Below are 22412 nucleotides of genomic sequence, written 5' to 3' on the forward strand. Positions count from 1 at the left end.
CTGCAAACGAGGACGTTGTCCCAACGGACGGAAGAACATCAGGGCAGTAGACGGCAATCGATTCATACAGCCGCGGGCGTGGCCAGCCAACCCGCACGGTTTCCGGTTGCCTGCACGCCCGGCATTGTCCCCCGCCGTCACCTCCTCTCACCGTCGCGGTTCGCCGGGCCGAACACTGCCAGGCATTCGCTGCGCCGAGCACCGGCATACAACTCCAAGACTGATGCGACGAGGTTGATTCCATGGCACTGACACGCGAACAGCAAATTGCAGCCCTCGAGAAAGACTGGGCGGAAAACCCGCGCTGGAAAGGCGTGACCCGTACCTATACCGCCGCCGATGTCGTCCGCCTGCGCGGCTCGCTGCAACTGGAACACACCTTGGCCCGCCAAGGTGCGCAAAAGCTCTGGAAGTTGGTCACCGAAGGTGCCCATCCGCACTTCCGCCCCGAGAAAGACTTCGTCAACTGCATGGGCGCCCTGACGGGCGGCCAGGCCGTGCAGCAGGTCAAGGCCGGCATCCAGGCCATCTACCTGTCCGGTTGGCAGGTCGCGGCCGACAACAACTCGGCCGAATCCATGTACCCCGACCAGTCGCTGTATCCGGTCGATTCGGTACCGACCGTAGTCAAGCGAATCAACAATGCCTTCCGCCGTGCCGACCAGATCCAGTGGAAGGCCGGCAAGAACCCTGGCGATGACGGCTACATCGACTACTTCGCGCCGATCGTCGCCGACGCCGAAGCCGGTTTCGGTGGCGTGCTCAACGCCTACGAACTGATGAAGAACATGATCGAGGCCGGAGCTGCCGGCGTGCATTTCGAAGATCAGTTAGCCTCGGTGAAGAAATGCGGACACATGGGTGGCAAGGTGCTGGTACCGACCCAGGAAGCGGTGCAGAAACTGGTCGCCGCCCGCCTGGCCGCGGACGTCGCCGGCGTGCCGACCATCATCCTGGCGCGTACCGACGCCAACGCTGCCGACCTGCTGACCAGCGACTGCGATCCCTACGACCAGCCGTTCGTGGTTGGCGAGCGTACCCGTGAAGGCTTCTACAAGGTGCGTGCCGGCCTGGACCAGGCCATCGCCCGCGGGCTGGCCTATGCGCCTTACGCCGACCTGATCTGGTGCGAGACCGCCAAGCCGGATCTGGACGAGGCTCGCCGCTTCGCCGAGGCGATCAAGAAGGAATACCCCGACCAACTGCTGTCATACAACTGCTCGCCGTCCTTCAACTGGAAGAAGAACCTCGACGACGCGACCATCGCCAAGTTCCAGCGCGAGCTTTCGGCCATGGGCTACAAGCACCAGTTCATCACCTTGGCCGGCATCCACAACATGTGGCACGGCATGTTCAACCTGGCGCATGACTACGCCCGCAACGACATGACCGCCTATGTCAAGCTGCAGGAGCAGGAATTCGCCGATGCCAGCAAGGGCTATACCTTCGTCGCGCACCAGCAGGAAGTCGGCACCGGCTACTTCGACGACATGACCACCGTGATCCAGGGTGGCGCCTCGTCGGTGACGGCACTGACCGGCTCGACCGAGGAAGAGCAGTTCCACTGATCGACCCATTCGCTGCGCAGGCCCGGGCGATCCTGAGGGACACCGGGCCTTTTGCGCAAGCCTTGCCCAGGAGCGCTCAGGCAATCGACACAGCACCTCGCTGCCCGCCAAGCTCCATGTGGTTGCGGCCAAGCCAACCCCTCGGCGTCGTACCGGCCTGGAACCCGGCAGACCTGCCAATGACTGGCTATGCTCTGGATGGAACGCACGCGGTCGTATCCGCATCCAACGAAACATTGATCCAGGCCAGCACGCGGTCCAGGGGAACCTGCTAGAACGCGTCCCAGCTGCACTTGCAAGCAGTGAGGTCGAGCAATGAACTTTCAGGCGTGCCTGACAATAAAAGCCGGAACGGCTTCATCAAATGATATCAATTATCATTACAGCGAGAGCCGATCGTTACGCCGCAGAAGAAACATTATCAACCGAACTGGCTGCAATGCCCGGTTTTACTGGCCTGCAGCAGGTCAAGAAGATTTTTTGTTCCTAATCTTACGAATAAATTTGTCTTCGCAAATTTACTTGCGGGGGCTTTAGCCATAAAATCCGCGCCATTGATTCCGCTGCGACATTTCGTCACTGCTTTTGCGACACTTTGTCGCCGCGCAACTTATTTCAGACTACGGAGCCTGGTCTCTGTATAAGGATTACAGCATGTCCGATTCGGCAGGACTGATCGCCCACAACTGGGGCTTCGCCATCTTCCTCCTCGGTGTCGTCGGCCTGTGCGCCTTCATGCTCGGCCTGTCCAGCCTGCTCGGCAGCAAGGCCTGGGGCCGGGCCAAGAACGAACCGTTCGAATCCGGCATGCTGCCCGTCGGTAGCGCCCGACTGCGCCTGTCGGCCAAATTCTACCTGGTCGCGATGCTATTCGTGATCTTCGATATCGAAGCCCTCTTCCTCTTTGCATGGTCCGTGTCGGTACGCGAAAGCGGCTGGACCGGATTCGTCGAAGCACTCGTTTTCATAGCAATTCTGTTGGCAGGTCTTGTCTACCTTTGGCGGGTCGGGGCGCTCGATTGGGCGCCCGTGGGTCGTCGCAGACGGCAAGCGAAGCTGAAACAATGAGGCTTTGGCATGCAATACAATCTAACCAGAATCGATCCGGATGCGCCCAACGAGCAATATCCCGTCGGTGACCGCGGCACCGTCACCGACCAGATGCTCGAGGACCAGGTCCACAAGAACATCTTCATGGGCAAGCTCGAGGATGTGCTCAGCGGCGCGGTCAACTGGGGCCGCAAGAATTCCCTGTGGCCCTACAACTTTGGTCTGTCCTGCTGCTACGTGGAAATGACCACGGCCTTCACGGCACCCCACGACATCGCCCGCTTCGGCGCCGAAGTCATCCGGGCATCGCCGCGCCAGGCCGACTTCATGGTCATTGCCGGCACGCCCTTCCTCAAGATGGCACCGATCATCCAGCGCCTGTACGAGCAGATGCTCGAACCCAAGTGGGTGATCTCCATGGGGGCCTGTGCCAACTCCGGTGGCATGTATGACATCTACTCGGTCGTCCAGGGGGTCGACAAGTTCCTCCCCGTGGACGTGTACGTGCCTGGCTGCCCGCCTCGCCCCGAAGCCTTCCTGCAGGGCCTGATGCTCCTGCAGGAGTCGATCGGCCAGGAGCGACGCCCGCTTTCCTGGGTCGTTGGAGATCAAGGCATCTACCGTGCCGAGATGCCGGCCCAGAAGGATGTGCGTCGTGAGCAGCGTATCCAGGTCACCAACCTGCGCAGCCCCGACGAAGTCTGATCCAGCGACCTGCCGCCCGCTCCCTGGAGCCGGCGGCCTGGCTTCATTCTCTACGTTGACCGAAAGCGACCGAGACCATGACAGCGGACACCGCTATTTATATTCCGCCTTACAAGGCTGACGACCAGGATGTGGTCGTCGAACTGCACAACCGATTCGGCGCCGAAGTCTTCGTCGCCCAGGAAACCCGCACCGGCATGCCGGTCCTGTGGGTCGACCGTGCCCGGCTCAAGGAGGTCCTCGCCTTCCTGCGCAACGTACCCAAGCCCTACAGCATGCTGTTCGACCTGCACGGCATGGACGAACGCCTGCGGACCCAGCGTCGCGGCCTGCCATCGGCCGACTTCACCGTGTTCTACCACCTGCTTTCGATCGAGCGTAACAGCGACGTGATGATCAAGGTCGCGCTGCAGGAGCACGACCTGAACCTGCCGTCGGTGACCGGTATATGGCCCAATGCCAACTGGTACGAACGCGAAGTCTGGGACATGTTCGGCATCGATTTCTCGGGGCACCCTCACCTGTCGCGCATCCTGATGCCGCCGACCTGGGAAGGACACCCGCTGCGCAAGGACTTCCCGGCCCGCGCCACCGAGTTCGACCCGTTCACCCTGAACCTGGCCAAGCAGCAGCTCGAGGAAGAGTCAGCGCGCTTCAACCCCGAAGCCTGGGGCATGAAGCGCCAGGGTGCCAACGAGGACTACATGTTCCTCAACCTTGGCCCCAACCACCCTTCGGCCCACGGTGCCTTCCGTATCGTGCTGCAGCTCGACGGCGAGGAAATCGTCGACTGCGTCCCGGACATCGGCTACCACCATCGCGGTGCCGAGAAGATGGCAGAGCGCCAGTCCTGGCACAGCTACATTCCCTACACCGACCGCATCGACTACCTCGGCGGGGTGATGAACAACCTGCCCTACGTGCTCGCGGTCGAGAAGCTGGCCGGCATCAAGGTGCCGGAGAAGGTCGACACCATCCGCATCATGATGGCCGAGTTCTTCCGCATCACCAGCCACCTGCTGTTCCTGGGCACCTATATCCAGGACGTCGGCGCCATGACGCCGGTGTTCTTCACCTTCACCGACCGCCAGCGTGCCTATACGGTGATCGAGGCGATCACCGGGTTCCGCCTGCACCCGGCCTGGTACCGCATCGGCGGCGTGGCCCACGACCTCCCCCGCGGCTGGGAAAAGCTGGTGAAGGATTTCGTCGAGTGGATGCCCAAGCGTCTGGACGAGTACACCAAGGCGGCCCTGAAGAACAGCATCCTCAAGGGCCGGACCATGGGCGTGGCCGCCTACAATACCCGCGAGGCGCTCGACTGGGGCGTCACTGGCCCGAGCCTGCGCGCGACCGGCCTGGACTTCGACCTGCGCAAGGCTCGCCCGTACTCCGGCTACGAGAACTTCGAGTTCGAGGTGCCGCTGGCCCACAGTGGCGATGCCTACGACCGCTGCCTGGTGCGCGTGGAAGAAATGCGCCAGAGCCTGCGCATCATCGAACAGTGCATGCGCAACATGCCCGAAGGCCCGTACAAGGCCGACCATCCGCTGACCACGCCGCCTCCGAAGGAGCGCACGCTGCAGCACATCGAGACCTTGATCACCCACTTCCTGCAAGTCTCGTGGGGTCCGGTGATGCCGGCCAACGAGTCGTTCCAGATGATCGAGGCGACCAAGGGCATCAACAGTTACTACCTGACGAGCGATGGCGGCACCATGAGCTACCGCACCCGGATCCGTACCCCGAGCTATCCGCACCTACAGCAGATCCCTTCGGTGATCAAGGGCAGCATGGTCGCCGACCTGATCGCGTACCTGGGCAGTATCGACTTCGTTATGGCTGACGTGGACCGCTAAGCATGAACAGCACGCTTATCCAAACCGACCGTTTCGCCCTGAGCGAGACCGAGCGCTCGGCCATCGAGCACGAGATGCACCACTACGAGGATCCGCGCGCGGCGTCCATCGAGGCGCTGAAGATCGTCCAGAAGCATCGCGGCTGGGTGCCGGATGGCGCGATCCCGGCGATCGGCGAGATCCTTGGCATCCCGGCCAGCGACGTCGAAGGCGTGGCCACCTTCTACAGCCAGATCTTCCGCCAGCCGGTCGGTCGTCACATCATCCGTGTCTGCGACAGCATGGTCTGCTACATCGGCGGTCACGAGTCGGTGGTCAGCCAGATCCAGAACGAACTGGGCATCGGCCTCGGCCAGACCACCCCGGACGGCCGCTTCACCCTGCTGCCGGTATGCTGCCTGGGTAACTGCGACAAGGCCCCGGCGCTGATGATCGACGACGATACCTTTGGCGACGTCCAGCCTGCCGGCGTCGCCAAGCTGCTGGAGGGCTACGCATGACCATCACTTCCTTCGGCCCGGCCAACCGCATCGCCCGCGCGGCCGAAACCCATCCGCTGACCTGGCGCCTGCGCGACGACGGCGAGCCGATCTGGCTCGACGAGTACCAGGCCAAGGACGGCTATGCCGCCGCCCGCAAGGCGCTGGCGCAGATGTCCCAGGACGACATCGTCCAGACCGTCAAGGACTCCGGCCTCAAGGGCCGCGGCGGTGCGGGCTTCCCCACCGGCGTGAAATGGGGTCTGATGCCCAAGGACGAGTCGTTGAACATCCGCTACCTGCTGTGCAACGCGGACGAGATGGAGCCCAACACCTGGAAGGACCGCATGCTGATGGAGCAACAGCCCCATCTGCTGGTCGAAGGCATGCTGATCAGTGCGCGCGCGCTGAAAGCATACCGTGGCTACATCTTCCTGCGCGGCGAGTACACCACCGCCGCGAAGAACCTCAACCGGGCCATCGACGAAGCCAAGGCCGCCGGCCTGCTGGGCAAGAACATCCTCGGTTCGGGCTTCGACTTCGAGCTGTTCGTCCATACCGGTGCCGGACGCTACATCTGCGGCGAGGAAACCGCCCTTATCAACTCGCTGGAAGGCCGCCGGGCCAACCCGCGCTCCAAGCCACCCTTCCCTGCCGCCGTCGGCGTCTGGGGCAAGCCGACCTGCGTCAACAACGTCGAGACCCTGTGCAACGTGCCGGCCATCGTCGGCAATGGTGTCGACTGGTACAAGTCGCTGGCTCGCCCAGGCAGCGAGGACCACGGCACCAAGCTGATGGGCTTCTCCGGCAAGGTGAAGAACCCCGGCTTGTGGGAACTGCCGTTCGGCATCACCGCGCGCGAGCTGTTCGAAGACTATGCCGGCGGCATGCGCGATGGCTATACGCTCAAGTGCTGGCAGCCAGGCGGCGCCGGCACCGGCTTCCTGCTGCCCGAGCACCTCGAGGCGCAGATGTACGCCGGCGGTATCGCCAAGGTCGGCACGCGAATGGGCACGGGCCTGGCCATGGCCGTGGACGACAGCATCAACATGGTGTCGTTGCTGCGCAACATGGAGGAGTTCTTCGCCCGCGAATCCTGCGGCTGGTGCACCCCATGCCGCGACGGCCTGCCCTGGAGCGTGAAGATGCTGCGCGCCCTGGAAAAGGGCCAGGGCAAGCCCGAGGACATCGAGACCCTGCTCGGCCTGGTCAACTTCCTCGGCCCTGGCCGTACCTTCTGCGCCCATGCTCCGGGTGCGGTGGAACCGCTGGGCAGTGCCATCAAGTATTTCCGGTCGGAGTTCGAGGCCGGCGTCGCTGCCCCTGGCGGCGAGGCCCTGCGCCCGGACCTGGCCCGGCCGATCGTGGTCGGCGCATGACAAGATGACCCGCGGATGGTCCGTGCCATCCGCCGGCCGCGCAGGCTCGCCCGATGAACAGGCGAGCCGCGGGCCCACCGATTTCCATTAGCCACGCCCGCTCGCGCGGGCCAACGAAGAACTTTGAACCATGGCCACTATCCACGTAGACGGCAAAGCGCTCGAAGTCAACGGTGCGGACAACCTGTTACAGGCCTGTCTGTCGCTCGGCCTCGACATCCCCTATTTCTGCTGGCACCCGGCGCTCGGTAGCGTCGGTGCCTGCCGGCAATGCGCGGTCAAGCAGTACACCGACGAGAACGACACCCGCGGTCGCATCGTCATGTCGTGCATGACCCCCGCCTCCGACGGCACCTGGATCTCCATCGACGATGAAGAGTCCAAGGCGTTCCGCGCCAGCGTCGTCGAATGGCTGATGACCAACCATCCGCACGACTGCCCGGTCTGCGAGGAAGGCGGTCACTGCCACCTGCAGGACATGACGGTGATGACCGGCCACAACGAGCGCCGCTACCGTTTCACCAAGCGTACCCATCAGAACCAGGACCTCGGCCCGTTCATCGCCCACGAGATGAACCGCTGCATCGCCTGCTACCGCTGCGTTCGCTACTACAAGGACTATGCCGGTGGCACCGACCTGGGCGTCTATGGCGCCCATGACAACGTGTACTTCGGCCGGGTCGAGGACGGCGTGCTGGAAAGCGAGTTTTCCGGCAACCTGACCGAGGTCTGCCCGACCGGCGTGTTCACCGACAAGACCCACTCCGAGCGCTACAATCGCAAGTGGGACATGCAGTTCGCGCCCAGCATCTGTCATGGCTGCTCCAGTGGCTGCAACATCAGCCCGGGCGAGCGCTATGGCGAACTGCGTCGTGTCGAGAACCGCTTCAACGGCTCGGTCAACCAGTATTTCCTGTGCGACCGCGGCCGCTTCGGCTACGGCTACGTCAATCGCAAGGACCGTCCGCGCCAGCCACTGCTGGCCGATGGCACTCGGCTGAGCCTCGACGCCGCCCTCGACAAGGCCGCCGAGCTGCTGCGCGGCCGCACCATCGTCGGCATCGGTTCTCCGCGCGCCAGCCTCGAGAGCAACTACGGGCTGCGCGAGCTGGTCGGCGCGGACCACTTCCATTCGGGCATGGAGGCCGGTGAGCTGGCCCGCGTGCGCCTGGTCCTGGACGTGCTGAACAACAGCCCGCTGCCGGTACCGACCCTGCGCGACATCGAGGACCATGACGCGGTCTTCGTGCTCGGCGAGGACCTGACCCAGACCGCCGCCCGGGTTGCCCTGGCCGTACGCCAGGCCACCAAGGGCAAGGCCCAGGCCATGGCCGAAGCGATGAAGGTCCAGCCCTGGCTCGACGCTGCGGTGCGCAACATCGGCCAGCATGCGCTGTACCCGCTGTTCATCGCCAGCCTGGCCGAGACCAAGCTCGACGACGTCGCCGAGCAATGCGTGCATGCCGCCCCGGCCGACCTCGCCCGTCTTGGCTTCGCCGTGGCCCACGCCATTGACCCGAGCGCCCCGGCGGTGGCCGGCCTGGATGACGACGCCCGGGCCCTGGCCGAACGCATCGCCGAGGCGCTGCTCGCGGCCAAGCGGCCCTTGGTGGTCGCCGGCACTTCGCTGGCCGAGCCCGCGCTGATCGAAGCCGCGGCGAACATCGCCAAGGCCCTGGCCCTGCGCGCGAAGGACGGCTCGCTGAGCCTGGTGGTGCCAGAAGCCAACAGCCTGGGCCTGGCCATGCTCGGTGGCGAATCGGTGGACGCGGCGCTGGACGCGGTGATCAGCGGCAAGGCCGACGCCATCGTGGTGCTGGAAAACGACCTGTACGCCCGTGTACCGGCCCCCAAGGTCGACGCGGCGCTGGCTGCCGCCAAGGTGGTGATCGTCGCGGACCATTCGCGTACCGCCACGACCGAGCGTGCGCACCTGGTCCTGCCCGCGGCGTCCTTCGCCGAAGGGGACGGCACCCTGGTCAGCCAGGAAGGCCGTGCCCAACGCTTCTTCCAGGTATTCGACCCGACGTTCCTCGACAGCAGCATCCTGATCCACGAAGGCTGGCGCTGGATGCATGCGCTGCGCGCCACCCTGCTCGAGCGTCCGGTCGACTGGACCCAGCTCGACCACGTCACCAGCGCCTGCGCCGAAGCCGCGCCACAACTGGCCGGCATCGTCGACGCCGCGCCCAGCGCCGCGTTCCGCATCAAGGGTCTGAAGCTGGCGCGCGAACCGCTGCGCTATTCCGGCCGCACGGCCATGCGTGCCAACATCAGCGTCCACGAACCTCGGATCCCGCAGGACAAGGACACTGCCTTCGCCTTCTCGATGGAAGGCTATTCGGGCTCGGCCGAGCCGCGCCAGCAGGTGCCGTTCGCCTGGTCGCCGGGGTGGAACTCGCCACAGGCGTGGAACAAGTTCCAGGACGAGGTCGGGGGTCATCTGCGCGCAGGCGATCCGGGCGTACGCCTGATCGAGTCGCAAGGCGATCGCCTGAGCTGGTTCAGCACCGTTCCGGGCGCGTTCAACCCGGCGCGTGGCAGCTGGATGGCGGTACCCTTCTTCCACCTGTTCGGCAGCGAGGAGAATTCCTCTCGCGCCGCCCCGGTGCAGGAGCGCATTCCAGCGGCCTATGTAGCCCTGGCCAAGTCGGAAGCCGACCGCCTCGGTGTCAACGAGGGCACGCTGCTCAGTTTCGACGTGGCCGGCATCACCCTGCGCCTGCCGCTGCGCATCAACGAGCAGCTGGGCGCAGGCCTGGTCGCCTTGCCGAAGGGTCTGGACGGCATCCCGCCCGCCATCTTCGGTGCATCCGTCGAAGGTCTGCAGGAGGCAGCACAATGAGCAGCTGGTTCACCCCCGAAGTGATCGATGTGATCCTCACTGTCGTGCGGGCCATCGTGGTGCTGCTGGCCGTGGTGGTCTGCGGTGCGCTGCTCAGCTTCGTCGAGCGGCGCCTGCTGGGCTGGTGGCAGGACCGCTACGGTCCGAACCGTGTCGGTCCGTTCGGCATGTTCCAGATCGCCGCCGACATGCTGAAGATGTTCTTCAAGGAAGACTGGAACCCGCCCTTCGTCGATCGCATGATCTTCACCCTGGCACCAGTGGTGGCCATGAGCGCCTTGCTGATCGCCTTCGTGGTGATCCCGATCACCCCGGTTTGGGGCGTGGCGGACCTGAACATCGGCCTACTGTTCTTCTTCGCCATGGCCGGTCTTTCGGTCTATGCGGTGCTGTTCGCCGGCTGGTCGTCGAACAACAAGTACGCCCTGCTCGGCAGCCTGCGGGCCTCGGCGCAGACCGTTTCGTACGAAGTGTTCCTGGGCCTGGCGCTGATGGGCGTGGTGGTGCAGGCCGGCTCGTTCAACATGCGCGACATCGTCGAGTACCAGGCCCAGAACCTGTGGTTCATCATTCCGCAGTTCTTCGGCTTCTGTACCTTCTTCATCGCCGGTGTGGCCGTCACCCACCGCCATCCGTTCGACCAGCCGGAAGCCGAGCAGGAACTGGCCGACGGCTACCACATCGAATATGCCGGCATGAAATGGGGCATGTTCTTCGTCGGCGAGTACATCGGCATCATCCTGATCTCGGCGCTGCTGGTGACCCTGTTCTTCGGTGGCTGGCACGGTCCATTCGACCTGCTGCCGCAGGTGCCGTTCCTGTGGTTCGCCCTCAAGACCGCCTTCTTCATCATGCTGTTCATCCTCCTGCGAGCGTCGATCCCGCGTCCACGCTACGACCAGGTGATGGACTTCAGCTGGAAGTTCTGCCTCCCGCTGACCCTGATCAATTTGCTGGTGACCGCTGCGATCGTGCTCTACAACACGCCAGCCGTCGCGGCCCAGTGAGGATTCGACCATGTTCAAGTATATCGGCGACATCGTCAAAGGCACCGGCACCCAGCTGCGCAGCCTGGCCATGGTGTTTTCCCACGGGTTCCGCAAACGCGATACCCTGCAGTACCCAGAAGAGCCCGTGTACCTGCCGCCGCGCTATCGCGGCCGCATCGTCCTGACCCGCGATCCCGATGGCGAGGAGCGCTGCGTGGCCTGCAACCTGTGTGCGGTGGCCTGCCCGGTTGGCTGCATCTCCCTGCAGAAGGCCGAGACCGAGGATGGCCGCTGGTACCCGGAGTTCTTCCGCATCAACTTCTCGCGCTGCATTTTCTGCGGCATGTGCGAAGAGGCGTGCCCGACCACCGCGATCCAGCTTACGCCCGACTTCGAGATGGCCGAGTTCAAGCGCCAGGACCTGGTGTACGAAAAGGAAGACCTGCTGATTTCCGGTCCCGGCAAGAACCCCGACTACAACTTCTACCGTGTTGCGGGCATGGCGATCGCCGGCAAGCCGAAAGGCGCCGCACAGGACGAGGCCGAGCCGATCAACGTGAAGAGCTTGCTCCCATAAGGACAGAAAGATGGAATTCGCTTTCTACTTCGCATCCGGGATCGCCGTGGTTTCCACCCTCAGGGTGGTGACTGGCACCAACCCCGTGCACGCCCTGCTCTATCTGATCATTTCGCTGATCTCCGTGGCGATGATCTTCTTCGCCCTCGGCGCGCCATTTGCCGGCGCCCTGGAAGTGATCGCCTACGCTGGCGCCATCATGGTGCTGTTCGTCTTCGTGGTGATGATGCTCAACCTCGGGCCGGCCTCGGTGGCCCAGGAACGTGGCTGGCTACGACCTGGCATATGGGCCGGTCCCGTGCTGCTGGCGAGTCTGCTGTTGCTGGAGCTGCTCTACGTGCTGTTCGCCAGCCCCAGCGGCGCTGCCATCAGCGGCACCACGGTCGAGGCCAAGGCGGTCGGCGTCAGCCTGTTCGGCCCTTACCTGCTGGTGGTCGAACTGGCCTCGATGCTGCTGCTCGCCGCGGCGGTCACGGCCTTCCATCTCGGTCGCAACGAGGCGAAGGAGTAAATCATGCCTGCAATCCCCCTCGAGCATGGCCTGGCAGTCGCCGGCATCCTGTTCTGTCTCGGTCTGGCCGGCCTGATGGTCCGCCGCAACATTCTTTTCGTGCTCATGAGCCTGGAAGTGATGATGAACGCCTCGGCCCTGGCTTTTATCGTCGCTGGCAGCCGCTGGGTGCAGCCCGATGGCCAGGTGATGTTCATTCTGGTGATCAGCCTGGCTGCCGCCGAGGCCAGTATCGGCCTGGCGATCCTGCTGCAGCTGTATCGCCGCTTCCATACTCTCGACATCGATGCTGCCAGTGAGATGCGCGGATGAACCTACTGTTCCTGACTTTCGTCTTCCCCCTGATCGGCTTCGTGCTGCTGTCGTTCTCTCGCGGACGGTTCTCGGAGAACCTCTCGGCACTGATCGGCGTCGGCTCGGTCGGCCTGTCGGCCGCGGTCGCCGCCTATGTGATCTGGCAGTTCAACGTCGCGCCACCTGAAGGGGGCGCGTACAGCCAGCTGCTGTGGCAGTGGATGTCGGTCGACGGCTTCGCGCCGAACTTCACCCTTTACCTCGATGGCCTTTCGCTGACCATGCTGGGCGTGGTCACCGGCGTGGGCTTCCTGATCCACCTGTTCGCCTCGTGGTACATGCGTGGCGAGGCGGGCTACTCGCGCTTCTTCTCGTACACCAACCTGTTCATCGCCAGCATGCTGTTCCTGATCCTGGGGGACAACCTGCTGTTCATCTACTTCGGTTGGGAAGGCGTGGGCCTGTGCTCGTACCTGTTGATCGGTTTCTACTACAGCAATCGCAACAACGGCAACGCGGCGCTCAAGGCTTTCATCGTCACTCGGATCGGCGACGTGTTCATGGCCATCGGCCTGTTCATCCTGTTCGCCCAGCTTGGCACGCTGGAAGTGCAGCAGCTGCTGGTGCTGGCCCCGCAGAAATTCCAGGAAGGTGATACCTGGATGGTGCTGGCCACGTTGATGCTGCTCGGTGGCGCCGTCGGCAAGTCGGCGCAGCTGCCGCTGCAGACCTGGCTGGCCGACGCCATGGCCGGCCCGACCCCAGTCTCGGCGCTGATCCACGCGGCGACCATGGTCACCGCTGGTGTCTACCTGATCGCCCGGACCCACGGTCTGTTCGCCCTGGCACCGGACATCCTGCATCTGGTCGGCATCGTCGGCGGCGTGACCCTGGTACTGGCCGGCTTCGCCGCACTGGTGCAGACCGACATCAAGCGCATCCTCGCCTACTCGACCATGAGCCAGATCGGCTACATGTTCCTGGCCCTGGGCGTCGGCGCCTGGGAGGGCGCGATCTTCCACCTGATGACCCACGCCTTCTTCAAGGCCCTGCTGTTCCTTGCCTCCGGCGCGGTGATCGTGGCCTGCCACCACGAGCAGAACATCTTCAAGATGGGCGGCTTGTGGAAAAAGCTGCCGCTGGCCTACGCCAGCTTCGTGGTGGGCGGCGCCGCGCTGGCCGCCCTGCCGATCCTGACCGCAGGCTTCTATTCCAAGGACGAAATCCTCTGGGAAGCCTTCGCCAGCGGTCACAGCGGCTTGCTGTACGCCGGCCTGGTCGGTGCATTCATGACTTCGCTATACACCTTCCGCCTGATCTTCATCGCCTTCCATGGCGAAGCGAAGACCCAAGCCCATGCCGGCCACGGAATTTCCCACTGGTTGCCGCTGGGCGTGCTGATCGTGCTGTCGACCTTCGTTGGCGCCTGGATCCATCCACCGCTGGCTGGCGTTTTGCCACAGAGCGTCGGACATGCCGGTGGCGAGGCCAAGCATTCGCTGGAAATTGCCTCGGGCGCCATCGCCATCGCCGGTATCCTGCTCGCTGCCGTGCTGTTCCTGGGCAAGCGTCGCCTGGTCGGCGCGGTCGCCAACAGTGGCATCGGCCGGCTCCTGTCGGCCTGGTGGTTCGCTGCTTGGGGCTTCGACTGGATCTACGACAAGCTGTTCGTCAAACCGTACCTGCTGATCAGCCACCTCCTGCGCAAGGATCCGGTTGACCGCGGTATCGGCCTGATTCCTCGGTTGACGCGCGGCGGCCATGTCGCCATGAGCAAGACCGAGACGGGCCAGCTGCGCTGGTACACCGCTTCGATCGCCGTAGGCGCCGTGCTGGTGCTCGGTGCCGTGCTGGCGGCGGCGGTATGACCATGAACCTTGCGACTCTGCGAAAGGAAACGACCCTGTCATGATTCTGCCTTGGCTGATCCTGATTCCCTTCATCGGCGGCTTCCTGTGCTGGCTGGGTGAGCGCTTCGGCACCACCCTGCCGCGCTGGATCGCGCTGCTGACCATGTCCCTGCTGCTTGGCATCGGCCTGTGGCTGTGGGGCACCGGCGACTACACACTGGCCCCGGCGCCTGGCACCGAACCGGCCTGGACCCTCGAATACAAGGTCGAGTGGATCAAGCGCTTCGGCATCAGCATCCACCTGGCTCTCGACGGCCTGTCGTTGCTGATGATCCTGCTGACCGGCCTGCTCGGCGTGCTGTCGGTCCTGTGTTCGTGGAAAGAGATCCAGCGCCACGTCGGCTTCTTCCACCTCAACCTGATGTGGATTCTCGGCGGCGTGGTCGGGGTATTCCTGGCCCTGGACCTGTTCCTGTTCTTCTTCTTCTGGGAAATGATGCTGGTGCCGATGTACTTCCTCATCGCGCTCTGGGGTCACAGCTCGGCCGATGGCAAGAAGACCCGGATCTACGCCGCGACCAAGTTCTTCATCTTCACCCAGGCCAGCGGCCTGATCATGCTGGTGGCGATCCTCGGCCTGGTCCTGGTCAACTACGACGCCACTGGCGTGATCACCTTCAACTACAGCGACCTGCTCAAGACCGAACTGCCAGCGGGTACCGAGTATCTGCTGATGCTGGGCTTCTTCATCGCCTTCGCGGTGAAGCTGCCGGTGGTGCCGTTCCACTCCTGGTTGCCGGACGCACATGCCCAGGCCCCGACCGCCGGCTCCGTGGACCTGGCCGGCATCCTGCTCAAGACCGCGGCTTATGGCCTGCTGCGCTTCGCCTTGCCGCTGTTCCCCAACGCTTCGGCGGAATTCGCCCCAGTGGCGATGACCCTCGGCCTGATCGGTATCTTCTACGGCGCCTTCCTGGCGTTCGCGCAGACCGATATCAAGCGCCTGATCGCGTTTTCCAGTGTTTCGCACATGGGCTTCGTGCTGATCGGCATCTACTCCGGCAGCCAGCAGGCCCTGCAAGGCGCCGTGATCCAGATGCTCGCCCATGGCTTGTCGGCCGCCGCGCTGTTCATCCTCAGCGGCCAGCTGTACGAACGCCTGCATACGCGTGACATGCGCGAGATGGGTGGCTTGTGGCACCGCATCGCCTACCTGCCGGCGATCAGCCTGTTCTTCGCCGCGGCCTCGCTTGGCTTGCCGGGTACCGGCAACTTCGTCGGCGAATTCCTGATCCTGATCGGCAGCTTCGCCAGCGTGCCGTGGATCACCGTGGTTGCCACCACCGGCCTGGTGTTCGGCTCGGTCTACTCGCTGATCATGATCCACCGGGCCTATTTCGGCCCGGCCAGGAGCGAAACCGTGCTAGCCGGCATGGATGGCCGCGAAATGATCATGGTGCTGGGCCTGGCCGTGCTGCTGATCGTGCTGGGCGTCTACCCGCAGCCGTTCCTCGACACTTCTGCCGCCACCATGAGCGGTGTGCAGCAGTGGCTCGGTTCCGCTTTCACTCAACTCGCTTCGGCCCGGTAAGAGCGCTATGGAATTCACCACTCAACACTTCATCGCATTGGCGCCGATGCTGATCACCACCATCACCACGGTGGTGGTGATGCTGGCGATCGCCTGGAAGCGCAACCACTCGCAGACCTTCCTGCTCTCCACGGTAGGCTTGAACCTGGCGCTGCTGTCGATCCTGCCAGCCCTGAAGGTCGCGCCGCTGGCAGTTACGCCACTGCTGACCATCGACAAGTTCGCCTGCCTGTACATGGCGCTGGTGCTGGTGGCCACGCTGGCCTGCGTCACCCTCGCTCATGCCTATCTTGGCGAAGGCGCATCGGGCTATCCGGGCAACCGCGAAGAGCTGTACCTGTTGTTGCTGATGTCCGCACTCGGCGGCCTGGTGCTGGTTGGCGCCAATCACCTGGCAGGGCTGTTCATCGGTCTGGAACTGCTGTCCGTGCCGGTCTATGGGCTGGTGGCGTATGCCTTCTTCAACAAGCGCTCGCTGGAAGCCGGCATCAAGTACATGGTCCTGTCGGCCGCCGGTTCGGCATTCCTGCTGTTCGGCATGGCCCTGCTGTACGCCGATGCGGGCAGCCTGAGCTTCGACGGCATCGGCAAGGCCCTGGCCAGCACCGGCATGCCGAGCCTGCTGGCCCAGCTGGGCCTGGGCATGATGCTGGTCGGGCTGGCCTTCAAGCTGTCGCTGGTCCCTTTCCACCTGTGGACTCCGGACGTCTACGAGGGCGCGCCGGCACCGGTCGCGGCGTTCCTCGCCACGGCCAGCAAAGTGGCTGTATTCGCCGTGGTGGTGCGCCTGTTCATGCTCTCGCCAGCCGCCAGCAGCGGCGTGTTGAGCACGGTCCTGGCAGTGATCGCGGTAGCTTCGATCTTGGTGGGCAACCTGCTGGCGCTGGTGCAGAGCAACCTCAAGCGCCTGCTGGGCTATTCATCGATCGCCCACTTCGGCTACCTGCTGATCGCACTGGTGGCGAGCAAGGGTCTGGCGACCGAAGCCATTGGCGTGTACCTGGTCACCTACGTCATCACCAGCCTTGGCGCCTTCGGCGTGATCACCCTGATGTCCTCGCCTTACAACGGCCGCGACGCCGATGCGCTCTATGAGTACCGCGGCCTGTTCTGGCGTCGCCCATACCTGACCGCGGTTCTCACCGTGATGATGCTGTCGCTGGCCGGCATCCCGCTGACCGCGGGCTTCATCGGCAAGTTCTACATCATCGCCACCGGCGTCGAGTCGCAGCTGTGGTGGCTGGTCGGTGCCCTGGTGCTCGGCAGCGCGATCGGCCTGTACTACTATCTGCGGGTCATGGTCACCCTGTATCTGGTGGAACCGAACCTGCGCCGTCACGATGCACCATTGAAATGGGAGCAGCGAACCGGTGGTGTCATGCTGCTGGCGGTGGCTATCTTGGCCTTCGTCCTTGGCGTCTATCCGCAACCGCTGCTGGAGCTGGTGCAGCAGGCCGGCTTGCAGTTGATCGGCTGATCGCCGAACAAGACCAGACACCCCGCTTCGGCGGGGTGTCTCGTTTCTGGGGGTTCAGTTGGTGCCAGGGAGCCCGCCCGTGCCGGATTCCGCCCTTGGCTGTTCGCACGGCATCACCGCTCGACGCAGCTCACCGGAGGCCTGAGGCAGACGTACTTCCGGATTCGGCATGCCGCTGGGCGAAAGCTCGTGGGTCATTTCGAACTCGGCTCGCACTGACCAGCCACACGCCTCGTTGGTACACTGCAAGTAGGCTATACGCAGAAAAATGTGCCGCCCCTCGCTGGTCCGTATGCGCATGCGACTATGGCAATGAGGGCATACCAGCTTGTAAGTGCTCATGGCCACCTCCCCAGACGCTCCCCGTCTTCGCCATTGCGCCAACTATACATGTCGCTGATTTTCAATAATCCTTTTAACCTTTTGCTGTAGGATTTTATCCACTCTCTTGCAATGCTTTTCTTCATAATCTTCCAGTCGGACATCTGCGAAACGATACTGAAACTATATTCGTTATGAGTATTTTACGCTGTACAAATGTATCAAAACCAGTCATGGAAATTTGAAATGAGTAATAACGGTCTGATCGCGGTCTTGGCGCGCTTGAAACAAGTCACTGCATCCGACACGGACGCCGCGCTATCCCGAGCACTCGGTATCAGCCCTCAGACCCTGAGCAGCTGGAAGGTCCGCAACAGCATTCCATACTCGCTCTGCGTCGACCTTGCAGAACGCAGCGGCATCTCGCTCGATTGGCTATTGCTGGGCAAGGGCCCGTGCCGCTTGCCCATGGCTCAAGCCACGCCTGCCGAGCCTGGCAGCGAAGCAGAAAGCCAACTCATCGAGAAGCTGCGCCACTTGCAGCCGACAGACCTTCAGTTCGTGATGCTGTGCATCGAAGAAAAAATGCGCCTGCGCCATCTCGAGCAGCGCCTGGACGAGTTGGGCCCCCGCTCCTGAAGTCACCTGCCTCGCCAACGTTGCACGATCTCCTTCAAATCCGCCGTATCCAGCCAAACCATCACCTTGATACTGATCGGGATCACCACCACCGCAGCGATGAAGGCCCCTACCCCACTGGATAACGAAGGCGCGAGCGACAACATCAGTGGCGTGAACAAATAGCCTACACCTGCCGAAAGCAGTAGCGAACCAGCTCTTTGCCATGCCTTCAGGCGTCTTTTCCTGCTCGCCAGCATCCAGGCGTCGAGCTTGCGTCGCGAGCTGCTGACCAGCCAGGCGCCGAGCATGGCCCCGAACAACGCGTGCCCATCGATACCTATATTGGCGATCAGTTCCCAGGCTGAATGTGTCAGCCAACCCTGTACCTCTGCGTGCTGGGTCATGGCTGCCGTCCTCGGGTTGGCCGCGGTGCGAAGATGACGACCGACGCTTGCCGGAGCGCCGCGCGCTGCGCTGGTGCATTGGGGTGGCGCATGAGGTTCGCCTCCGAGCCTTACTGATCTTTGAGCATGCCGTAACGCATGGCCTTGATGACCGCGGCGACCCGGGAAGTGACCGAGAATTTGCGCAAGATGTTGCCGATATGGAAGTTCACCGTGGACTCCTGGCAATCCAGGATCCGGCCGATTTCCCATGAGGTCTTGCCATAGGCACACCACAGCAGGACCTGCTGTTCACGGGCGGTCAACTTGACAGGGGCCTCTGCCTGGTCTTGGCAGGAGCAAGGGTGTGCGTTGGGTTGCGTGTTCATCTATAGGCTCCGCTTACAATGAGCCGGACCCGAAGGGCCGACTCGAAATGAGTATGCGGTCAGCATAAGCAACGACAATTCCCACACTCCACCGAGACGCTTTGTAGGATGTGTCGCAACAAGGCGCGTTCCATAGGTTGTTCAACCACGTGTTCTGCGCGCCGGATCGCGCGTCTGAGTTCAACCGCCGTTTTCTGGAGTCTCACGATGCGCCCGCTTCGCCCCTTTTCAACTGCCCTTGGCCTGCTGGGGCTGATGAATGCCAGCAGCCTTGCATGGGCTGCAGCTCCATTGGAGCTGGGTCAGATAGTGATCGATGACCAACGCCTTGGCGAAGTGGAGCAGGCAGCCGAGCGGCTGCGGCAGGTACCTGGCGGCACCAATCTGATCGACCTGCGGCCCGTCGCGCAGGGGCGCATGGCCAGCAACCAGGATGTTCTGGCTTATCAACCGGGCGTATTCGCCCAGTCGGCCGGCAACGACGGTATCAAGCTGTCAGTCCGAGGCTCAGGCATCAACCGAGCTCCAGGAGCCCATGGCTCGGGGGTCTACACCCTGTTCGACGGGCTACCGCTGACTGGCCCGGGGGGTACGCCCTACGAGTTGTTCGAGCCGCTTTGGCTCAGCCACGCCGAGGTTTTGCGCGGCGCCAACGGGTTCAATCTGGGCAGCCTCGCGCTCGGCGGTGCGATCAACTACGTGACGCCTACCGGGTACGATGCCGCTGCGCTGTCCCTGCGCTATGAGGTCGGCAGTCGCGGCTACGCCCGTCGCCATGTCAGCTCTGGACAAGTAATCGGTGACCTGGACTACTACGTCGCGCTCACCGATAGCGAATACGATGGCTACCAGAGACACAGCAGCGGCAGCGCCAAGGGTGTCGTCGCCAACCTTGGCTATCGTTTCAACGCCAATCTCGAGACGCGCTTCTACCTGCGCTACCGCGAGACCGAAAACGACCTGGCTGGGCGAATCACCAAATCGCAGATCAAGCATGACCCGCGTGCCGCCAATCCTGTGTACCTGCGGCGCGATGCCAGCCGCCCCCAGCCTGGCAGCACCTGGCTGGCGAACAAGACCACGTTCTACCTGCAGGACGACTCGCGACTGGAAGCCGGCCTGGTCTACCATGATTACCCGATGGACCTGCGCGAAGGCGCGAACCGCTTGAAAGTGGCCTACACCGATGTCAGCGGCTCGCTCAACTACCAACGGCGTGACACCTGGCTCGATCGCCAGAGCAAGACCACCGTAGGCTGGCGCAGCACCAAGCACCTACCCAACAGCGGCGCCTCGGAATTCGTTCGCGTTCCCGAGACGGGCAATGGCTTCAGGCCGATCGGCAGCCGCACTCGCGACTTCAGCTACCAAGGCTCGGACACGGTGCTGCATGTGGGCAACGAGCTGGAGCTTATCCCCGATCTGTGGCTGACCACTGGCCTGGCGATGATCTATACGCGGCGTGAAAGCGCCGTGAGCTATCCGGTCACCGGCGGCAAGGTGTCACAGCACGACTGGGATTACGCACCGCATCTTGGCCTGCGCTATGACATCACCCCGGACCTGCAGGTGTACGGCAACCTTAGCCGCTCGGTGGAACCCCCCCATCCTTGGTCGCTGATCTGGAGTTCCCCAGCAGTGGCGGGTGGGCAGATCCAGCCTATCGAAATGCAGAACCAGACCGCCACCACGCTCGAACTGGGTGCCCGTGGCGAGTCCTGGTTCGGGCGCTGGGACCTGGCCTGGTATCGTTCGCAGGTACGCCACGAGCTGTTGGCCGTGGAAATCGTGCCGGGCGTTACAGCTTCGGAGTTCAATGCCAGCGCCACCGTGCATCAAGGTGTCGAAGCCGGACTCGATAGCCTGCTCTGGCAACGCGCCGGCGTCGGCAAGCTGTCCTTGCGCCAGGCCTATACCTTCAGCGATTTCCACTATCGGGACGACGATCGCTTTGGTGACAATCGTCTACCAGGCTTGCCGATGCACTATTACCAGGCCGAGTTGCGCTTCGACCTGCCTGGCGGGCTGTATGCCGGACTCAACACGCAGATGGCTTCCAAGGTACAGGTCGACTATGCCAACAGCTATCACGCCGACGCCTACGCCTTGCTTGGCGCCCGCCTGGGCTACGACGCCCCGAGCCAAAACTGGCAGACCTGGCTCGACTTGCGCAACCTGACCAACAAGCGTTACGCAGCGACGGTCACGCCCGGCTTCGACGACGCCGGCCAGGATATTGCCCGCTCGACACCTGGCGAGGGCTTTGCCATCTACGCTGGGGTAGCCTACAGCTTCCGCTAGCGGGGTATGTGCAACGCCGCGCTCGTCGAAGCTCACGACGGCAACTGCACCTGAGGCTTGTGGGCGGCGAAGATCGCCCAGCTGGAGATGAACAGCGCAGCGATCAAGGGGCCGATCACGAAGCCGTTGAGACCGAAGACCGCAAGGCCACCCAGCGTGGAGACGAGGATCAGGTAGTCAGGCATCTTGGTGTCCTTGCCGACCAGCAGTGGCCGCAACAGATTGTCCACAAGCCCGATGACCAGCACACCGAAGGCGGTGAGCACGATGCCCTGCCAGATCGCTCCGGTCATCAGGAAATAGACGGCCACCGGTGCCCAGACGATGCCGGCCCCTACCGCTGGCAGCAGTGACAGGAAGGCCATGAGCACGGCCCAGACCAGGGAACTGGGGATGCCCAGCACCCAGAAGATGAATCCGCCAAGCGCCCCCTGGGTGATGGCCACCACCAGATTGCCCTTGACCGTGGCCCGCACCACTCGACTGAACTTGAGTTGCAGGCGGCGCTTCTGCTGTTCGGGCAGTGGTACCGCCAGCCGGACCTTGCGTGCCAGCTCAGGGCCTTCGCGCAGGAAGAAGAACAACAAGTAGACCATGATGCCGAAACTGACCAGAAAGTCGAAGGTGCCCTGGCCGAAGCTGAATACCTGGCTGGCGAAGTACTGGCTGCCTTGCATCGCCCATTTCGAGATCTTGTCGCGCAACCCTTCGAGATCGCCCATGCCCATGCGGTCGAGACCGTTCTGGGCGAAGGCCGGAAGCATGTCCTTGGCACGATCCAGATAGCCAGGCAGATCCAGTTGCCCGCTTTCGATACGCTGGTAGAGCATCGCGCCTTCCTGGACCAGCAGGGCACTGATCACGATCACCGGCAGGACCGCGATCAACAGGCAGATCGTCAAGGTAGTGCCCGCGGCCAGATTGCGACGGCGGCCGAAACGCACCAGCAGGTTGCGTTGCATCGGAGCGAAAAGGATCCCCAGGATCACCGCCCAGAACACGGCGCCATAGTAAGGCAGCAGGATCCAGACAAAGGCGATCGTGACCATTGCCAGCAGTACGGCAAGGGCTTTGTTTTGCAGCGCGGTTTCGTTCATGAAGGTTCCTCGTGGGCTCAAGACATTAGTGCTCGGGCCAGCAGCAAAGTGCCATGCCTGAGTTGACGCAGATCAATGCCGAGCAGGTGCTCTGCCGGTAGCATCCGCGCCTTTCGCCGGAGCATT

General features: G+C 63.2%; 20 protein-coding genes. 16 read left to right on the top strand and 4 right to left on the bottom strand.

Going from position 1 to position 22412, the window contains the following annotated elements:
• Positions 1-242: 242 nt before the first annotated feature.
• The 14 genes from aceA (at position 243) to nuoN (ending at position 17174) form a co-directional block, all read left to right on the top strand.
• A complete protein-coding gene (gene aceA / locus ACY8GK_RS08280; protein WP_196180449.1) occupies positions 243-1568 on the top strand; it encodes an isocitrate lyase in 1326 nt (441 codons plus the stop codon).
• A gap of 654 nt (positions 1569-2222) precedes the next feature.
• On the top strand, positions 2223-2636 hold the full coding sequence (locus ACY8GK_RS08285) for an NADH-quinone oxidoreductase subunit A (protein ID WP_196180447.1): 414 nt from the start codon (positions 2223-2225) through the stop codon (positions 2634-2636).
• Positions 2637-2645: 9 nt separating this feature from the next.
• A complete protein-coding gene (locus ACY8GK_RS08290; protein WP_196180445.1) occupies positions 2646-3323 on the top strand; it encodes a NuoB/complex I 20 kDa subunit family protein in 678 nt (225 codons plus the stop codon).
• 77 nt (positions 3324-3400) lie between these two features.
• On the top strand, positions 3401-5182 hold the full coding sequence (nuoC, locus tag ACY8GK_RS08295; protein ID WP_462402813.1) for an NADH-quinone oxidoreductase subunit C/D: 1782 nt from the start codon (positions 3401-3403) through the stop codon (positions 5180-5182).
• A gap of 2 nt (positions 5183-5184) precedes the next feature.
• Positions 5185-5682: an NADH-quinone oxidoreductase subunit NuoE gene (gene nuoE / locus ACY8GK_RS08300; protein WP_196180442.1), complete on the top strand. Its 498-nt coding sequence runs from the start codon at positions 5185-5187 to the stop codon at positions 5680-5682.
• A complete protein-coding gene (gene nuoF, locus ACY8GK_RS08305) occupies positions 5679-7040 on the top strand; it encodes an NADH-quinone oxidoreductase subunit NuoF (protein WP_196180441.1) in 1362 nt (453 codons plus the stop codon). The genes nuoE and nuoF overlap by 4 nt, the downstream gene beginning before the upstream one ends.
• 130 nt (positions 7041-7170) lie before the next feature.
• A complete protein-coding gene (gene nuoG, locus ACY8GK_RS08310) occupies positions 7171-9885 on the top strand; it encodes an NADH-quinone oxidoreductase subunit NuoG (protein ID WP_462402814.1) in 2715 nt (904 codons plus the stop codon).
• Positions 9882-10892, top strand: a complete 1011-nt coding sequence (gene nuoH / locus ACY8GK_RS08315; RefSeq protein WP_196180439.1) for an NADH-quinone oxidoreductase subunit NuoH — start codon at positions 9882-9884, stop codon at positions 10890-10892. Before nuoG ends, nuoH begins: the two co-directional genes overlap by 4 nt.
• A 10-nt stretch (positions 10893-10902) precedes the next feature.
• On the top strand, positions 10903-11451 hold the full coding sequence (gene nuoI, locus ACY8GK_RS08320) for an NADH-quinone oxidoreductase subunit NuoI (RefSeq protein ID WP_196180438.1): 549 nt from the start codon (positions 10903-10905) through the stop codon (positions 11449-11451).
• A 10-nt stretch (positions 11452-11461) separates the two neighbouring features.
• Positions 11462-11962 (top strand): NADH-quinone oxidoreductase subunit J, encoded by a 501-nt coding sequence (gene nuoJ, locus ACY8GK_RS08325; protein WP_196180437.1) that lies wholly within the window; start codon positions 11462-11464, stop codon positions 11960-11962.
• A 3-nt stretch (positions 11963-11965) separates the two neighbouring features.
• Positions 11966-12274 (top strand): NADH-quinone oxidoreductase subunit NuoK, encoded by a 309-nt coding sequence (gene nuoK / locus ACY8GK_RS08330; RefSeq protein ID WP_196180436.1) that lies wholly within the window; start codon positions 11966-11968, stop codon positions 12272-12274.
• Positions 12271-14124 carry an NADH-quinone oxidoreductase subunit L gene (nuoL, locus tag ACY8GK_RS08335; RefSeq protein WP_462402815.1) on the top strand — a complete coding sequence of 618 codons (1854 nt, stop codon included), beginning with the start codon at positions 12271-12273 and terminating at the stop codon, positions 14122-14124. The genes nuoK and nuoL overlap by 4 nt, the downstream gene beginning before the upstream one ends.
• Positions 14125-14164: 40 nt before the next feature.
• Entirely contained in the window at positions 14165-15697 is a 1533-nt protein-coding gene (nuoM, locus tag ACY8GK_RS08340) for an NADH-quinone oxidoreductase subunit M (RefSeq protein WP_196180434.1), read from the top strand.
• Positions 15698-15704: 7 nt separating this feature from the next.
• Positions 15705-17174, top strand: a complete 1470-nt coding sequence (gene nuoN, locus ACY8GK_RS08345) for an NADH-quinone oxidoreductase subunit NuoN (RefSeq protein ID WP_196180433.1) — start codon at positions 15705-15707, stop codon at positions 17172-17174.
• Positions 17175-17228: 54 nt separating this feature from the next.
• On the opposite strand, the gene ACY8GK_RS08350 is transcribed toward nuoN, so the two are convergent.
• Positions 17229-17516, bottom strand: coding sequence for an Ogr/Delta-like zinc finger protein (locus ACY8GK_RS08350; RefSeq protein ID WP_196180432.1), 288 nt, complete (start codon positions 17514-17516; stop codon positions 17229-17231).
• A 225-nt stretch (positions 17517-17741) separates the two neighbouring features.
• Between ACY8GK_RS08350 and ACY8GK_RS08355 the strand changes: the two genes are divergently transcribed.
• Positions 17742-18134, top strand: a complete 393-nt coding sequence (locus ACY8GK_RS08355) for a helix-turn-helix domain-containing protein (protein ID WP_196180567.1) — start codon at positions 17742-17744, stop codon at positions 18132-18134.
• Positions 18135-18136: 2 nt separating this feature from the next.
• Here ACY8GK_RS08355 and ACY8GK_RS08360 read toward each other — a convergent pair whose 3' ends face one another.
• Both ACY8GK_RS08360 and ACY8GK_RS08365 read right to left on the bottom strand, forming a co-directional pair.
• A complete protein-coding gene (locus ACY8GK_RS08360) occupies positions 18137-18520 on the bottom strand; it encodes a phage holin family protein (protein WP_196180430.1) in 384 nt (127 codons plus the stop codon).
• Between the two features lie 110 nt (positions 18521-18630).
• Positions 18631-18888, bottom strand: a complete 258-nt coding sequence (locus ACY8GK_RS08365) for a response regulator transcription factor (protein ID WP_196180428.1) — start codon at positions 18886-18888, stop codon at positions 18631-18633.
• A 207-nt stretch (positions 18889-19095) separates the two neighbouring features.
• On the opposite strand from ACY8GK_RS08365, the gene ACY8GK_RS08370 reads away from it, so the two are divergent.
• Positions 19096-21189, top strand: a complete 2094-nt coding sequence (locus ACY8GK_RS08370; RefSeq protein WP_462402816.1) for a TonB-dependent receptor family protein — start codon at positions 19096-19098, stop codon at positions 21187-21189.
• 32 nt (positions 21190-21221) lie between these two features.
• Here the strand turns inward: ACY8GK_RS08370 and ACY8GK_RS08375 are convergent, their stop codons facing one another.
• Positions 21222-22286, bottom strand: a complete 1065-nt coding sequence (locus tag ACY8GK_RS08375) for an AI-2E family transporter (protein WP_196180424.1) — start codon at positions 22284-22286, stop codon at positions 21222-21224.
• Positions 22287-22412 lie beyond the last annotated feature (126 nt).

Source organism: Pseudomonas sp. Marseille-QA0332 (assembly GCF_054950175.1).

Coding starts and splice junctions, on each gene's coding strand:
- aceA (WP_196180449.1), top strand. CDS start 243: ATGGCACTGACACGCGAACAGCAAATTGCAGCCCTCGAGAAAGACTGG.
- ACY8GK_RS08285 (WP_196180447.1), top strand. CDS start 2,223: ATGTCCGATTCGGCAGGACTGATCGCCCACAACTGGGGCTTCGCCATC.
- ACY8GK_RS08290 (WP_196180445.1), top strand. CDS start 2,646: ATGCAATACAATCTAACCAGAATCGATCCGGATGCGCCCAACGAGCAA.
- nuoC (WP_462402813.1), top strand. CDS start 3,401: ATGACAGCGGACACCGCTATTTATATTCCGCCTTACAAGGCTGACGAC.
- nuoE (WP_196180442.1), top strand. CDS start 5,185: ATGAACAGCACGCTTATCCAAACCGACCGTTTCGCCCTGAGCGAGACC.
- nuoF (WP_196180441.1), top strand. CDS start 5,679: ATGACCATCACTTCCTTCGGCCCGGCCAACCGCATCGCCCGCGCGGCC.
- nuoG (WP_462402814.1), top strand. CDS start 7,171: ATGGCCACTATCCACGTAGACGGCAAAGCGCTCGAAGTCAACGGTGCG.
- nuoH (WP_196180439.1), top strand. CDS start 9,882: ATGAGCAGCTGGTTCACCCCCGAAGTGATCGATGTGATCCTCACTGTC.
- nuoI (WP_196180438.1), top strand. CDS start 10,903: ATGTTCAAGTATATCGGCGACATCGTCAAAGGCACCGGCACCCAGCTG.
- nuoJ (WP_196180437.1), top strand. CDS start 11,462: ATGGAATTCGCTTTCTACTTCGCATCCGGGATCGCCGTGGTTTCCACC.
- nuoK (WP_196180436.1), top strand. CDS start 11,966: ATGCCTGCAATCCCCCTCGAGCATGGCCTGGCAGTCGCCGGCATCCTG.
- nuoL (WP_462402815.1), top strand. CDS start 12,271: ATGAACCTACTGTTCCTGACTTTCGTCTTCCCCCTGATCGGCTTCGTG.
- nuoM (WP_196180434.1), top strand. CDS start 14,165: ATGATTCTGCCTTGGCTGATCCTGATTCCCTTCATCGGCGGCTTCCTG.
- nuoN (WP_196180433.1), top strand. CDS start 15,705: ATGGAATTCACCACTCAACACTTCATCGCATTGGCGCCGATGCTGATC.
- ACY8GK_RS08350 (WP_196180432.1), bottom strand. CDS start 17,516: ATGAGCACTTACAAGCTGGTATGCCCTCATTGCCATAGTCGCATGCGC.
- ACY8GK_RS08355 (WP_196180567.1), top strand. CDS start 17,742: ATGAGTAATAACGGTCTGATCGCGGTCTTGGCGCGCTTGAAACAAGTC.
- ACY8GK_RS08360 (WP_196180430.1), bottom strand. CDS start 18,520: ATGACCCAGCACGCAGAGGTACAGGGTTGGCTGACACATTCAGCCTGG.
- ACY8GK_RS08365 (WP_196180428.1), bottom strand. CDS start 18,888: ATGAACACGCAACCCAACGCACACCCTTGCTCCTGCCAAGACCAGGCA.
- ACY8GK_RS08370 (WP_462402816.1), top strand. CDS start 19,096: ATGCGCCCGCTTCGCCCCTTTTCAACTGCCCTTGGCCTGCTGGGGCTG.
- ACY8GK_RS08375 (WP_196180424.1), bottom strand. CDS start 22,286: ATGAACGAAACCGCGCTGCAAAACAAAGCCCTTGCCGTACTGCTGGCA.